General features: G+C 43.4%; 11 protein-coding genes and 1 pseudogene. 5 read left to right on the forward strand and 7 right to left on the reverse strand.

Going from position 1 to position 14,273, the window contains the following annotated elements; translation table 11 throughout:
• Window positions 1-468: 468 nt before the first annotated feature.
• A complete protein-coding gene (locus M301_RS09405; protein WP_041359427.1) occupies window positions 469-678 on the forward strand; it encodes an MbcA/ParS/Xre antitoxin family protein in 210 nt (69 codons plus the stop codon).
• Window positions 679-807: 129 nt separating this feature from the next.
• Window positions 808-2,331 (forward strand): hypothetical protein, encoded by a 1,524-nt coding sequence (locus M301_RS09410; protein WP_013148540.1) that lies wholly within the window; start codon window positions 808-810, stop codon window positions 2,329-2,331.
• Between the two features lie 218 nt (window positions 2,332-2,549).
• Here M301_RS09410 and M301_RS09415 read toward each other — a convergent pair whose 3' ends face one another.
• The 7 genes and pseudogenes from M301_RS09415 to M301_RS09445 form a co-directional block, all read right to left on the reverse strand.
• Window positions 2,550-3,050: a hypothetical protein gene (locus tag M301_RS09415; RefSeq protein WP_013148541.1), complete on the reverse strand. Its 501-nt coding sequence runs from the start codon at window positions 3,048-3,050 to the stop codon at window positions 2,550-2,552.
• Complete coding sequence (locus M301_RS09420) at window positions 3,040-5,184, reverse strand: integrase (RefSeq protein ID WP_013148542.1); 2,145 nt, start codon at window positions 5,182-5,184, stop codon at window positions 3,040-3,042. The genes M301_RS09415 and M301_RS09420 overlap by 11 nt, the downstream gene beginning before the upstream one ends.
• On the reverse strand, window positions 5,181-6,728 hold the full coding sequence (locus M301_RS09425) for a site-specific integrase (RefSeq protein ID WP_013148543.1): 1,548 nt from the start codon (window positions 6,726-6,728) through the stop codon (window positions 5,181-5,183). The genes M301_RS09420 and M301_RS09425 overlap by 4 nt, the downstream gene beginning before the upstream one ends.
• Before the next feature lie 94 nt (window positions 6,729-6,822).
• Entirely contained in the window at window positions 6,823-8,112 is a 1,290-nt protein-coding gene (locus M301_RS09430) for a tyrosine-type recombinase/integrase (RefSeq protein ID WP_013148544.1), read from the reverse strand.
• A gap of 159 nt (window positions 8,113-8,271) precedes the next feature.
• Window positions 8,272-8,748: pseudogene (locus M301_RS09435) on the reverse strand (DHH family phosphoesterase); the annotation flags it as partial.
• A gap of 10 nt (window positions 8,749-8,758) precedes the next feature.
• A complete protein-coding gene (locus tag M301_RS09440; protein WP_013148545.1) occupies window positions 8,759-9,730 on the reverse strand; it encodes a 2,3-bisphosphoglycerate-independent phosphoglycerate mutase in 972 nt (323 codons plus the stop codon).
• 195 nt (window positions 9,731-9,925) lie between these two features.
• Window positions 9,926-10,597 carry a glycine zipper 2TM domain-containing protein gene (locus tag M301_RS09445; protein ID WP_041359431.1) on the reverse strand — a complete coding sequence of 224 codons (672 nt, stop codon included), beginning with the start codon at window positions 10,595-10,597 and terminating at the stop codon, window positions 9,926-9,928.
• 349 nt (window positions 10,598-10,946) lie between these two features.
• On the opposite strand from M301_RS09445, the gene M301_RS09450 reads away from it, so the two are divergent.
• From M301_RS09450 to M301_RS09460, 3 genes are all read left to right on the forward strand, one after another.
• Window positions 10,947-12,029, forward strand: a complete 1,083-nt coding sequence (locus M301_RS09450) for a pentapeptide repeat-containing protein (protein ID WP_013148547.1) — start codon at window positions 10,947-10,949, stop codon at window positions 12,027-12,029.
• A 55-nt stretch (window positions 12,030-12,084) separates the two neighbouring features.
• Entirely contained in the window at window positions 12,085-12,480 is a 396-nt protein-coding gene (locus M301_RS09455) for a winged helix-turn-helix domain-containing protein (protein WP_238524631.1), read from the forward strand.
• A gap of 182 nt (window positions 12,481-12,662) precedes the next feature.
• Window positions 12,663-14,258 (forward strand): OprO/OprP family phosphate-selective porin, encoded by a 1,596-nt coding sequence (locus M301_RS09460; RefSeq protein WP_013148549.1) that lies wholly within the window; start codon window positions 12,663-12,665, stop codon window positions 14,256-14,258.
• The last annotated feature ends 15 nt before the right edge of the window (window positions 14,259-14,273 follow it).

The following is a 14,273-nucleotide window of genomic DNA, read 5'->3' on the forward strand; positions in this document are numbered from 1 at the left end:
CAATGAAGTCATCTTTCTATCATGAATATTGTTCTATCAAGAAAGCTAAACTTAACTAGATCTTCTAGGTGTTTTGAATGCTTTATAGTGGCCGTCTTTCACATTCATGCATGGATATTTTGGAGCGGCTTATGGTGGCTTTATTCAAAAACAATAATTACCGGCTCATTTAGCGATAATACGCAATCGTCTCCTTAAGGTCGATTTTTGCCCCTTGATGTATTAATTTGACTAGCATAAAGCTGATCGTCAGAAACAAAATCAACACAGTCTAATAAGTTTTTTTCTGTTGGTTTTTAGTCAAATCAATCATAGGAATCGGATACCATATAAATCAGTTAGACTAGTTGTACTCTCTACCCTCAATTTACATATAAGATAGCATTCGCTATTTGATGCCTTCTTATACTTAACTGAGAGAGTGATAAAAACTAAAAATTAGGTAGATGGATTTTTAAGGATTGCAAAATGACAACAAAATCAGAGATACAACTTCCTATCGACGAATTGATAGCACTTGCTATTGAAACATTTGGCTCTAAAACTATGGCTGATGCATGGCTCAAAAAAGAAAACTTTGTTTTAGGTGCAACCCCAATTTCAATGGCTGAATCCGATGCTGGACTTACAGAGGTTAAAAAAATTTTAAGTGCTATAAGTTATGGTGGAGTAGTTTAACTTTCAATAATTAGAAAGTGTCAGCTATCGGCCGAGGTTGTGTCACAACGTCTCAATATTTTTGAATTATGTCGAATTTAATCGGCTATCTTAAGTTGCGATTAGAATTTGTAAAGCAGGATTAAAGCTATGGCCCCTCAGTACAATATTGATATAAGTCATCTGCCTCCAAGTGAGGTAGAGATTTTCTATCAACGTTATTTGATTGAAAAAGCAGCAGATCTAGTCAAGCAGTACAACCTTGCACCCAAGCTATCCAATAGGCTTCATAGTTTATTTCCTGAAGAACTGGCGCATAAGCAATGTGAGTATTGTTCTAGTAACATTTACTCTCCACGATTAAAAAAGTCCGAAATTCATATTGATAAAAAAGTTAGAACCGGAAAATGTGAGGTATGTGGGCATAATCATTTGCTGACTTTAGATTTAGAGGATTTTGCCAACACCAGATTAAAATTTAATTGTAACTGCCCCAGTTGCAAAGAAGCCAGAGAAGCCAAGGCAAAGATAGAAAGAGATGGATTGGCTGCTAAAGCGAAAGAAAAACAAGACAAACTTGTAAAGCGCCTCCGCGATGAGTTTGATGCTAATGTAGCATTCCACTTCTTGCCGTTCACTGAAGAAACTGAATCCTTCCATCTAACCGACGTAACTATGTTGATGTCTCTTCTATTTGCCCGATGGTCAAATATAGTGGGTGGCAACAAAGATGATTATATAGCCTCAATTGATAGTGGAAATTTGCCAGTATATGCTTGCGACACGGACATTAGAGAACATCCTATTTCAACTTGTATAAAAAATCATTTAATTAGGTTTGATCTAAGTCGCTGTTACTTTAATTACTTTGAAGTTGAAGATGACAATCCGATTACTTATTACCCTTTCAAAATTCCTTTCCAACCTAATTTTATTAATGAAGATGGAGATGAATTAACCAGTAAGCAGGTTTACGAATGGTTGTCACGTAAATTTAGTGATGGTTACTTGTATAGTGATTGGAAAGATGAATTGCTTGATGTTTGGATAAACCTAGGAGTTGCTGAATGTATTGAATACGCTAAAAGTAAAGCCGAAGAATACAACTTCAGATTTGAGTATGAGGCTAAAGTTAGCGAAATCATTCGTGATTTATTACATCGCCACAGCGTTTCAGAATGTTTTTATTTTATTTCGACTGCATATTGGAACGCAGCAGCATTTATACAAAGCAATAAAGCTACATGCCGTAAACATGCGGAAAACACGGTGCCAGGAAAGATTCTCTCATTAGCTAACTCTGGCAAATCGAAGTTTTGGGACAGACCAACAAGTCTACCGCGTTCTGCATACAGCCTTATGCTATTTGATGTCATTCTTAATGCTAAAAACGACGCAGGTTTTAATTTATGTCCTGGCAAAAATTATCAAGACTTGTTAGGCAAAGCCAAAGTTGAATGGCCAGAAACTATTGATGAACCTATTTCAATAAACATTACTGGAGAAGGTGGTGTTTATGACTTCTTTGGTTGCTTGCCTGACGCTACTTTTAAAGAGTCTAATGATTCCGTTATTGATCAGTTGACTAATCTTGCGTGGATAGCCAGAGCCTTAGGATTGAAAAAGGCAGCGGAAGTGATTAATGACAAGCTATTAGTAGATGATGGGGATTAATAAGGTGAATACGTTGAGAAATATTAAGCAGGGATTCAGATTTTTGATCATAGAAAAAGAAATCCACCCATTTTTGATTTTTTGTTTAAATGATTAAGGGATAAAAATGAGGTGTTGATTAACAAAAGCGCAAAGACGCTTGTGGCAGAATTCAAGAATTAAAAAATCACTTCTAAATGTTTTTTATTCAGGATAATTATCCAAGGAAAAACGGCGCGTTAGGACTTTGTCCTTTCTGAGGGGCGCTTCGGTTGCATCGCTGGGCTTTCTTTAGTCGAATGTCGATTAACAGGCGGCAAGGGCTTATCCAACGCTCTACGCAGAGCATCTCGATGGCTCCTCCACTCCTCCTCCATTATTTTGTGGTCGAGGCGATTTCCATTGTAAAGCCAACGACTGAACTGCTCTAAGAGATTGTGGTTTTCTCGTTTAAGCCTCGAAATTTCAGCCTCCAGCGCAGCAATGCGCGCTTCGGTCGGTGTCTTTGGGTGATCTGCCCCAGATAGCTTTTTCTTGCGATACTGGAAGGCATCGCTGATACGCGCATGTCTGTCCAGTGCCTGCCGGGTATACTTGGTTCTAAACTGCTTTTGAAGTTGCTCTATAAGAAGATCCCAAGTGAGCTTAGGCTGATTCCACCCATCAAGTAAAAGTGCGATTCGCTCAATGTTTTCGTCGGTCAGATTTGGGGCACGATCACGCCGGATATTAGTTGTCATCGGGAAACTCCTTTTTAGCGCCTCTTGGTGTGACTGCAAGTAGACTTGTTATTTCTTCCATAGACTTTATACCCGCTGATACTGGTTTTATTGGTATCACTCGACGCGCCATTGCATCCCTAATCCTGTTTGGCGTGCTGATGTTCAATCGGATAGGTGTACCGTCTTGAATTTCCGCGCTATCAAAAATATCCTTGAGATTTTTTAGGAAACCTTCGCGCTGGCTATGGACTCTGAACCATTCTGCCGCACCTAGCATTTCTGAATCGCAGTCCCTGCGTGCCGCTTCCGTCAATGCCAGAGAGTCAGCATATAGAATCTCCAACGCACTCCTAGTACGCTCATCTCCCTTTATACAAATCATTTCAGAACACTGGATACAATTTTCATGAAATTGACATGGTGCCTGCATATAGTCATGGAGGCAGTAGCCCAGAAAACTGAGGTGGGCGGTAATCTTCTCCACTGCACCGAACTGATCACGCCGGATAAAGATGCGATTGTTGATGTTACCAAATGGGTGCGTATCACTGTGAAAGCCCAGTCGAACCTCCAACTTGTGTAGTTTGTCATCGACTGAGACATGGTCGTAAACAGCGTTTTGCGATACGCTCTTGCGCCCTGACCAGAGGGCGATTTCCTGTTCAGTAAGTACACCCTCCCGACGTACCAGCGTATTTAGATAGTGGCGCATCTGGTGGGTGGTAAGAGACAGAGCCCCGCCATGATCATCCTTGTAGCCATGCTGATCGAAGATCGATAAGCCGCGACTTCCTGATTGCACCTTAAGCGCTGATGCAATCATACTGTATGTGACAGTCTGGAACATTACCTGTATAAAGCCGGTTTTATACCCAGCAAACTCCTGATTCCGTATCACACACAGGGCTTCACTGTACTTCATGTTTGTTTTAGCATCCATGACTGGGAAGCCTTTGGGTAAGAGTCGCAGGATTGACTGCTCGATATCTGCAAATGCTACAGTCGAATTTACTCCTCTTTGCAAACACGGCACGTGGTTATCTCGCAGGAACTTTGCGACACGCTTGCCTTCTTGGTGATATTTATCCAGCATTCGCACCTCACCACCATAAAGAATGGCACGCACCTCTCGTCGATTGAGTATGGTTTGATGACGCAAGTATTCTAGATGTGAGGGCAAGTATATCCGGTTAGGGTTTGCCTCGTACCACAGAGCCAACTCGCGTCCCGGCTCTGTGAGTCGGTATAATCGGTCATGGGCGCGCACGGCAATCTCGCGCATCGAGGGCACCACATTCTTGAGTAGCGGTGGCGCGCCTTTAGCCGGACGCCAGCGCTTGCTCACCCCTTGCTCTCCAGTCTCGGGATCTGTCCATGGCGAAAGCAAGTCAGCTTGGGAATACAATAATTCAATCGATCTATCCGGCGAACAGAGCATCAATGCCACTATACTGGTGACAAATGTTGTGCAAAAATCGGTATCGTCACGCTGGAACAGTTCGGCACACGCCTCGATTGCTCGGGGATTTGGCAGTTTTTTTGCACGTAAGGCATCAAACGCTGGGCCTAGCCGAATACGATCACTTGATTTTGATTGTTGAATTGGTGATGCCCAGTATTCCGGCATAGTCACCAACTCATTCGACACCATCGCCTGCCAGATAACTTCCAATTGAGATGACAACCTAGGAGCAGATTCTAATCGCCATTCATGCTGTATGATCTCACACGCCTTATCTAGTACAGAGATCGACACCTCGCTAGGATCAGTTGCCCCGCTCGCTTCCAATGCCTCGAAAAGTGCATCAAGGGCGGCATTCCTCGTCTTTATGCCAGTCGTGGGCCGTGTCAGGTACAAATGAACCTGCATTGCCTTGGCAAAATTGCGGAACAGATCAGGGTGTAATTGGTTATCAGGAATAAACGAGGCCTTTCCATACCCCACAGAGTACCGCCGTGGATTGTAGCTTCGGCGTGCAAAATAAAGGAAACCTTTGACGCCTTTGTTAATAACTCCTTCTAAAGGCCACGCATCATCATCGAATGGAAACTCCCCCTTTCCCCATGCACCCATAGCACGTTTTTTAGTTATGAAAGCATCAAGATTGGCGTTTGCATCCTGAGTCGCTCTAGGAATCAGCATCGTGGTCATACAGCCTCTTGTCCAAGTATGTCTCGGCACCGTAAAACAATCTGGGCGCAGCCGAGAATCGCATGATCCCGAATTTTTGCAATACGCTCATCGACTTCCATACGTTGTTCGCGATCTGCCAGCATTCGATCAAGCACAGCCTCGTGATCAGCATCAAGCCACGGTTCGAAACTTCTGCAACCTGCGTAGCAAGAGATGGGGCGCAACAAACCACACTGGCTGCAACTTGAACAACTTGCCAGCATCTTTAAATTACCATACTCATCCAACCGAAGATCTGGAATGCGACTAACAGATATGGGTCGTGTTGCTTCAGCCTCATTGCTAAGGATACGCAACTGCTCATCAAAAGCTCGCGCTAGGGGCGCCATCTGGAATGCAATCTTTTTACTAAAATTAGCCCGAATACGGTCAGTGATCTCGAAATACACCTTCACATTTTTAGCGTCACGGTGCCCCATCAGATGGGCAAGTGTAAAGATATCGATGCCCTCATCAGCGCCGCGCTGGGCGAAACTACGCCTGAAACGCACAGCCGACCCAGGTATGTTCTCCCCCCCCAAGCGCACCGAATAGGCCTCAATTTTATTCATGGTTTTTATTATTCGTTTTGTCATGATGAGGTCAGTAGTGTGATACGCAAGCCCGGGAACATAGCTCCTAGTTGCAAAGTCTGATGACTCTTCTGGAAAGAGGGGAGCATCCCCAGTGTCGGACAGCAGCAAAGAAAATGCCGCTTTTATCGCTTCACAGTGGTCCCACAGCACTTCACCAGTCGTTGGCTCCAAGGGGAAACTGCGAAGCTCGTCTCGGACTCCCTGACCTTTCCCCTTAATTAAGGGCACTCGCAGGATAACGCGACCATACTTATCCTTGCTAACATCGCAGCATTTGATGAGTGCCAATTGTCCTGGACGTATACCCAGCAGTGCAATAATCCGGAGAGCTAGCGCACGATTCAGTTCAACGTCTCCGCTTTCTAGGCCATGATTAATGCCTTCTAATAATGCTTCGAACTCTTGGTCGTCGAAGGGTCCTTTTCGCGGATCCTTAATGGACACTGCCACACCAATATCACCTTGCTTACAGATTGGGTAATTGTGTACCATTTCTGTGGACATACCTGGATAATGTCGCCGCGCCCAACCTTGATAGAACGATCGATTAGCCGCCCCTCGCTTCTCCGCACTCTGCGAACTAAGCACCCATTGTGCGAAATCTTCAAAGCTTAACTCATCGATAGCAGACTCTCGCCGAGCCTTCAAGAAACGCAGCAAGTTAACTGTATCATTGAAAGATCTTTGAACCGAGTTTCCAGTAAGATTTATTGTGCAGTCAATCAGCGCTTGCTTGAAACCATGAAGAAACTTAGGGGTAACTTCAGGTAGCAACGTGAAATTACAACTGACATCCTTGCCGATAGCCTTGTACTTCCAGTGGTCCTGCCTTGAATCGAACACGGCTCCATCTCTGGATTTAACCGCTTCTGGCAGGGGTTGGTCTACAATCTGAGCAAGCCATTCCTTATGAAAATGATCTTTCACCTAGAATAATCTCCAATCAAAATCCTATATTAAGTAGATCAACAAACAATAGTTTTTCTGGTGGTCATCTATGTTCGAGAATCGCTTGTGCAAATCATTCTGCACCATCCGTGGAATTTTGTTTCCGTATGCGGATGGGTGCTGCCTTAGCTTGTAATCGAAGAGAGCTATCGTATGACTGCTCGTTGGCAAACTGGCGTGTATAGTAAGTTGGCATCTTACTTCTATTGCTCCAGCCACCTAACGTGCACAACTCCATTTCGATTTGTTCGATGCCTGCTCCTTCGGTATAACGTTGCCGTGCATGATTGCTTGCCCAAGTGTGTCGCAACAAATGTGGATGGATATTAGCAAGCGATGGAATCTCGCGCAGGGACCTCAGTATGTAGTTTATTGAGCTGTGATCAAGAGGTTTGCCACCTTCTGACACAATTAGGTATTGATGTCGGCCTTTCACCTTCCTGTGTCTTAGCACCTGATACTCCTTAAGCAGACGCAATATCCTATCACCGAGAGGAATCTTGTATTCACCACGTTTGAGTCCTGGCTGCACCGTGCGCGAGTCTTCGGGGTCATCAGGACGACGTAGCATTGAAATACGTCCAGTATGGTGGTCTATATCAGGCACTTTGATACCGAGGATCCCGCCGCGTCGAGGTCCGCAGGCGAGAAACAACTCCACAATAAGCTGATTGCGGACACGAATAAACCTGTCGTCTTTCCATGGATTGCGTGGGTCAATCTGTTGAATCACTTCAAGTAGCAAGGCTTGCTGATCTTCAGTCAATCCTTTAGGTTCACCAAGCCCTGTTCCATCGCGAATGTTCGTGGTTTTGGATTCGATGTACTTATCGATTTCGTCGCGAAGAATTGCATGGGAAATCTTGGCTTGTCCCCGTGACCGCATGATTTGTGATTCTATACGCCACCAGAAATACTCACGAATGAATTGAAGCCGCAGTGCCTTAGTCCTTCCAGTCACTTCCAACTGTTGCTGGATAAGTAGCTTTGAACGGAAATTTTCTAGTTTTAAAACTTTAGAGCGCTTTTGGAAGGATGAATAATCGTCGCCTTTCTTATTATTGAAAGGTTTAATTAATTCAGCAGGCAAACCCATCTGCTCAATAAGATGATCAATTTCCGACAAGCTTAACCACTCACCACGAGCCAAACGCGAAGTTAGATCTTGTGCTAATGGAAGCGCGCGATACAAAACCAAGACAGCTCTAAGCTTAGTGGAAATAGTGTTGGACGCCATTCCTTTGGGACGTAGTTTCTCAAGAACCCACAGAGATGACCACCAATCAGGAAGTCCGTGTTCATCGACGAGCAATGAGTGACGTTCTCCGGACTTCAGTATCAACTCAACAACTCGTAAAGTCATATTTAGTTACAAAATATATGATTCAATAATATCTGTATACTACCCTAAAAAAAACTGGAGCGTAAATAAAATAAAAATCTAGATGAGTCCTTTCCTATTCAACACACTAAGTAAAAACTAACAAAGTTGTTTACAATTCTCACCCATTTCCACAGATTGATCAGTAATCAGCACCTGTATGCCTAACGCATTCGCTGCCGCTACCCCTTCTACACTGGCGATACCGTTATCAACAGTAATAATGACATCTGGGTTTTGAGTAGCTGCTAGCGCTACAATTTCTGGCGTTAATCCGTAACCGTACTCAAAGCGATTCGGCACTAAAAAATCGACCGTTGCACCGAAGGCTTTTAATCCCTTCACGGCAACCGCCGTTGCGGTGGCACCATCAGCGTCGTAATCACCAATCACCAGTAGCTTTTTATTGGCTTGAATCGCATCAGCCAATAGCTTTGCCATGGCTACGTTATTGGTCAGCATATTGGGAGGCAACAGATTGCTTAAATGAATACTTAGTTGATTTGCATCGCTAATGCCGCGTGCCGCTAATAATCGCGCCATCAGTGAGGATGCGCCTGATGCTTGCAAAGCCTGCGCTGCTTGAGATGGAATATTACGTTGTACAATTTTGGTCATTTGATTTTGGTCATTCCAGATATTGCATAATAGGTTTTGGTTTTCGCCAAAACTTATAGATATCTAACGGTTTAATCACAACCACTAAACATTTTTCATAAAAACCTAAATTCAAAGTGATTTGCTCAATCTGCTTATTTTTTAATGCAGCAAATAAAGGTGCAAACCAAGTTTCATCTAAACTATTAGTTTGAGAGTGATTGCTTTTTGGCAATGTTAGCCGCACATGCTGTGCCGTACTCTGCAAAAGTTTTTCTAAACTCGCAGCTACGGGTTGGCAAGATATATTTGCCCATGCTGCCAAACCTTGGTTTAAAACATCATTCGCAATGATTAAATCAACATCATGCTGCAACACCTTAGATGATGGCATGACGCCGCCGCCAGACAACCAAACGCTATTCACCACAAGCTCACCACTAGATTCGCGTGCTTCATTGGCTGGATGATCATGCAGCAGCATTTGCACTTCATTCAGTATAGATTTCCACTTTGCAGAATCTACACCTTGCGGCATAAAGTGATGCACGTTTTTATCCATAGCCACGCTGGGCAAGGTTGTTGCAATCTGCGCAACTTTGTCCGCATGCAAATACCATGCGCCTGATTTGCCAATACAGAATACCAAGCCATCTTGTTCAAAATGTTTATTTAAACTGGCAACCATCAGCGTTGCATGTTCTGGCTTTATGAACAACGGTGCAGGTTCACTTAAACTAAAACAATCTCGCTGCATCACAAAATGTACAGGGTCGGCTCGTAGCCAATAATTATCACCAACCGCTAAGCCATCTGCTGCTGCGCTAATGGCTGCAATAGGTAAATCACTCTTTTCATTTAATCCAAATTGCTGACAAATTAGGGCCTCTAGCGGTACATTTAATTGTGCAACTTTAGCTTTAGCCAGCAGACGCGACAATGCACTTGTGCTTTGCAAGTTGGCTAACTCATGGTTTAAAACGCAATCTACCGTTAATTTCACACCAGACTCATATCAACAATATCTATAGGCTAGATTTTACTTGCAAGCATCATTACATGGGAGATTTCGCAAAATAAAAAACCCAGCAACCTTTTTGGGGCTACTGGGTTTAACGATTACCTAGCTTTATGGGCTAGGCTAATAAACTGCTATTTGATTAATTGCTATGTTTCTTACTACTTTTTAAAATGAGACTTAATAGTAACGACCATCACCTCGGTCGTCATCATGCCTATCCCAACCGCGACGGCCATGGTCACGATGCTCATGACGATAATGATCATCATCCCAGCCTCTGTTGCTATATACGGCAGGCTCCACATAACTTACCTGCGAAACTACACGGCTACGTGGCTCTATTGCTACATTCACATCAATATATCGACCAGGTTGCTCATTCGTCACAGTACTATAAGTTCTACCGTTGTACTCATAATTCACTAAATACCCAGTAGTCACACTTTGCCAATTATCAACTTGGTAGCAAGTTTGCACTGGCACGCTACGTGTACCGCCATAACCACGTTGATTATTTGCGATACTGTTACCTGCAATAGCACCTACACCAGCACCCACCGCAGCGGCTGCAACACGACCATTACCACGACCCACTGTATTACCTAGCAAGCCACCCGCAATACCACCGATGATGGCACCAGCCATAGAATTACCACCATTGCTATAACTTTGTTGTTGATATTCCGTACGGCATTCTTGGCGCGGCACATTCACACGCTCCATTTGAGGTGTTGATGAAAGCACGCGGGCTGTATCAGCATATTGGTCAGCCATTGCTGGCACTGCAAACACTGCAGTCAATAAAGCTGGTACTAACATTTTTACTCGCACGTTTTTTACAAAACTCATTTCATTTCTCCTTTTGTCTAACTTACTTGTATGTCTTCAGTTAAGTAGCTAGAACTTAGTTACGCCTAATTAGCGCGATGGATTGAATTCCAAAATTTGCACTTTTAGCATTCAATCTCTGCGATTTATTTTGCAGATGGTGAGTTAACGCGTCTATTTTCTGTTTGGACTACAGGCAATTGTTAAGAATTTGTAACTAATGATTTTCATTAGAGAAACTAACTGGCCAACTAACAGTCCTAGTTGTAGTTATTTACCGCTATGTGACATGAGTTACAAAGTATTAGCAATGAAGTATGAATAATGCATATAACTGCTTAACCATAAAGCAGAACATTGGAGAACTATAATGAATGTAATCAAAAAATTAACAATAGTCATCGGTCTTATGCTAAGCAGCTACGCCTTCGCCGCAGAGTTTAATAATCAATGTACCAATGGTTTATCACAAGGCATCTCATTTACGACTAACTGTGAAATTAAAGAAGTGTTTGGCGGTAAAACTTATTGCTTCAGTGGTGAGGCTGCAAGAGCAGCATTTTTAGCTAATCCGCAAGAAGTCATCAATAAAGCGAGTGCCTTTTATGCGAAAAATGTAGATAAAGCAGTTAAAGATGTCGAACCTGAGCGTGAAAAAATCAGCCAAGCCGATGCACTTAAACAAATTAACAGTAAAACATGTGACTTAAGCAACAAAGACGCGGGCTATTTAGAGTTCGATAAAATGGATTTACGTCATTGCAAAATGGTCAACACCAGCTTCTTCGGCGCTTATTTACGCGGTGCAAATCTAAGTGGCGCCAATATGCAAAAAAGCTATCTGAATCTTGCCAGACTTGAAGATGCCAACTTAAGCGGCGCTGATTTAACTGACGCCACTATCTTTCAAGCAATCTTCGATAAAACCAACTTTCAAGGTGCAAACCTCACCAATGCACGCATGATAGGCACGCTAGGCAATGTCAATATGAGTGATGCTACCGTCATTAGAGGTCGCTTTGGTTTAGATATTGGCAACCAACCGATGGGTGCAATGCGTTTTGATGCGATTGGTGGAAAATTCGCCCACACTAATTTTGAAGGTGCTGACATCAATCGCTCTAACTTCAGATTTGCCGATTTTAGAGGTGCAAACTTACGCAATACCGATTTGTTTCGTGCTGACTTTAGCAAAGCAGATTTAACCGGCGCCGATATCACAGGTGCAAAATTTGGCGAAGCGATATTAGATGGAACGATTATGACCAATGTGAAAGGTTTAGAGGCGATCAAAGGCTACGAAGAATCAAAAGGCAAATGTATAGATTGCACTATTACCGCCGCCCAGCCAGAATCTAAGGCTGACACACCGCAGAAGGTAAGTGCTATTGATATGATGACTGCTGAAAATCCAGCGGTTAAAGTTTGTAACATTCGTGGTGCGAGGTTTTAAGACGTAACTAGTTAAATTCAAATAACCCATGGCACCCCAAAGCTTAGCTGATTTAATGCTAAGTTCATTAGTTGCGGCTGAAATATATTACACTTATGCCATGGCGAATAATCAACTTAAGATAAGAATTGCAAACGACAGCTCAGTAGTCATGGGGCCAGGTAAAGCTGAGTTGCTAGAAACTATTGACGCTTGCGGTTCTATTTCATCCGCAGCCAAGCAAATGCAAATGTCGTATCGCAGAGCTTGGGAGCTGGTAGACGTGATGAATAAATCGTTTAATCAGCCCCTAGTAAGCAGCTCACCTGGTGGTCATCATGGTGGCGGCGCACAGCTCACCGATTTCGGTCGTTTTATTCTGAAAAACTATCGAGATCTTGTCACTAAGGCGCAAGCCGCCGTCGAAGTTGAGCTGAACCACATTCTCAGTAATCTGAAAAAGTCTGATTAAATAAAAACCACATTCCATTTGCAAGATGAAAATTAATTCAGCTACCGCTATTCCTGTTTGAATATAGCGTTAGTTATGGTTAAATGTGAGTAATAAGCCGTGCGCCTAAAAAGTATTAGCTATAAATAAAAAATTGAGTATATAAAAGACAACTTACATAGAAAGAATCTAAGGGGATAGCCATGCAAATTAATCATCATTTTTCGAAATCACTGCTTGTTTTAGCGATTACGACTGCTTTTCCAACTACATTATTTGCGCAAGATGATGATGCCGCAGCGCGTATTAAGAGTTTGGAGTTAAAAGTACAACAGTTGATCGATCAACGTGCTGAACAAGACAAACAAATCGACGTATTAACCAAGGAGCTTGTTGGCATAAGCAACCAAGTGAGCCAGTCAAAAATCGTTAAATCTGAAGAGAAAGGCGCTAGCAAAGGCAACCCAGTCTACGCCAATTTCAAAGAAGGGATTAAGTTTGAAGATGGCACGGGCAATTGGAACTTACAGTTTAATGGGCGTGTTCAAGCTGACTACCGGTCATTCAGCGGTGATGAAGGCAATCCTGATACTTGGAGCATTCGCCGCGCGCGATTTAATACGCAATTAGGTTTTTATCAAAACTATTTACTTCGCTTAGAAATTGACCATTCAGCGGCCAGCACACGCCTTGTAAATGGCTATGTAGAAGCCAATTGGTGGCCACAAGCTAAGTTTCGCATCGGTCAGTTTAAAACATTCAAAAGTTTAGAGAACTCCACAACCGATACCTATTCAGACTTTCTGGAACGCTCACTAGCCTACAACACATATGGCGATGATATTTATGAACGAGGTGCCATGGTCTATGGTACACCGTTCAAAGGCAGCACTTATGCTTTTGCTGTGACCAACGGAACAGGTCAAGGCAATGACGAAGTGTTAGGTACAACCCAGAGTAAAGACGGCAAGGATGTCACCCTACGCGCAACGATCAACCCAGCACAGTGGGCAGGATGGGACAAAACCGTGACCCATGTTGGTGGCTGGTATAACCATGGCATACAAGCCACAGCAAGCGCATCTGCAAGCCAAACTGAAGCACGTGGTGTGAACTTCTTTGCCCCAGCAGCGTTTACTGGAGATAGCGTGGATAGAACACGTTATGGGGTTGAAACGGCTTTAGCACAGGGGCCAGTGAAGTTCCAAGGAGAATATGATGTTTCTAATTATCAAGGGACATCAGCGGCAATCAATGCTACAACAGGAACTGGAGCAACACCAGCTGTTGCCGCAAGACCTTATGATAAAGACATCAAAGCATGGTACGCAGAAGCTATGTGGTTAGTCACAGGCGAAAACTATGCTGACAGCTACAAAGATGGTCAATTCGGTCGAATTTTGCCTAAAACTAATTTTGAACTCAATAAAAATGGCTGGGGAGCTTTAGAGCTAGGCTTAAGATATAGCAAGTTTGATGCAAGCGATTTTGCCTTTGCAAATGGCGGGTGTTCTGCAGCAACAACTGTACGCAATCTCGGCGATGGCTCAATCACGCCAGCAGGGACGTGCGCAGCTAGTGGAGGTGTCGGTACATTTACACAATCTAAATCTGGCGGCATTGTACTCGGTAGCAACGAAGCCGATGCATGGACGCTTGGCGCCAAATGGATACTTAACCCCTATACACGCATCATGATGAACTATGTGCATACCAAGTTTGATACAAACATCAACGTGAATGGCAAGCTGGACGACAAAGAAGATGCCCTAACTATGCGTGCACAGTTAGATTTCTAAGGTCAGTTCAATTCA

Source organism: Methylotenera versatilis 301 (assembly GCF_000093025.1).
GTDB classification, from domain to species: Bacteria; Pseudomonadota; Gammaproteobacteria; order Burkholderiales; family Methylophilaceae; genus Methylotenera; species Methylotenera versatilis.

Bases quoted from the DNA above. Each gene is read 5' to 3' on its own strand.
- M301_RS09405 (WP_041359427.1), top strand. From the start codon at position 469: ATGACAACAAAATCAGAGATACAACTTCCTATCGACGAATTGATAGCA.
- M301_RS09410 (WP_013148540.1), top strand. From the start codon at position 808: ATGGCCCCTCAGTACAATATTGATATAAGTCATCTGCCTCCAAGTGAG.
- M301_RS09415 (WP_013148541.1), bottom strand. From the start codon at position 3,050: ATGACAACTAATATCCGGCGTGATCGTGCCCCAAATCTGACCGACGAA.
- M301_RS09420 (WP_013148542.1), bottom strand. From the start codon at position 5,184: ATGACCACGATGCTGATTCCTAGAGCGACTCAGGATGCAAACGCCAAT.
- M301_RS09430 (WP_013148544.1), bottom strand. From the start codon at position 8,112: ATGACTTTACGAGTTGTTGAGTTGATACTGAAGTCCGGAGAACGTCAC.
- M301_RS09445 (WP_041359431.1), bottom strand. From the start codon at position 10,597: ATGAGTTTTGTAAAAAACGTGCGAGTAAAAATGTTAGTACCAGCTTTA.
- M301_RS09450 (WP_013148547.1), top strand. From the start codon at position 10,947: ATGAATGTAATCAAAAAATTAACAATAGTCATCGGTCTTATGCTAAGC.
- M301_RS09455 (WP_238524631.1), top strand. From the start codon at position 12,085: ATGCTAAGTTCATTAGTTGCGGCTGAAATATATTACACTTATGCCATG.
- M301_RS09460 (WP_013148549.1), top strand. From the start codon at position 12,663: ATGCAAATTAATCATCATTTTTCGAAATCACTGCTTGTTTTAGCGATT.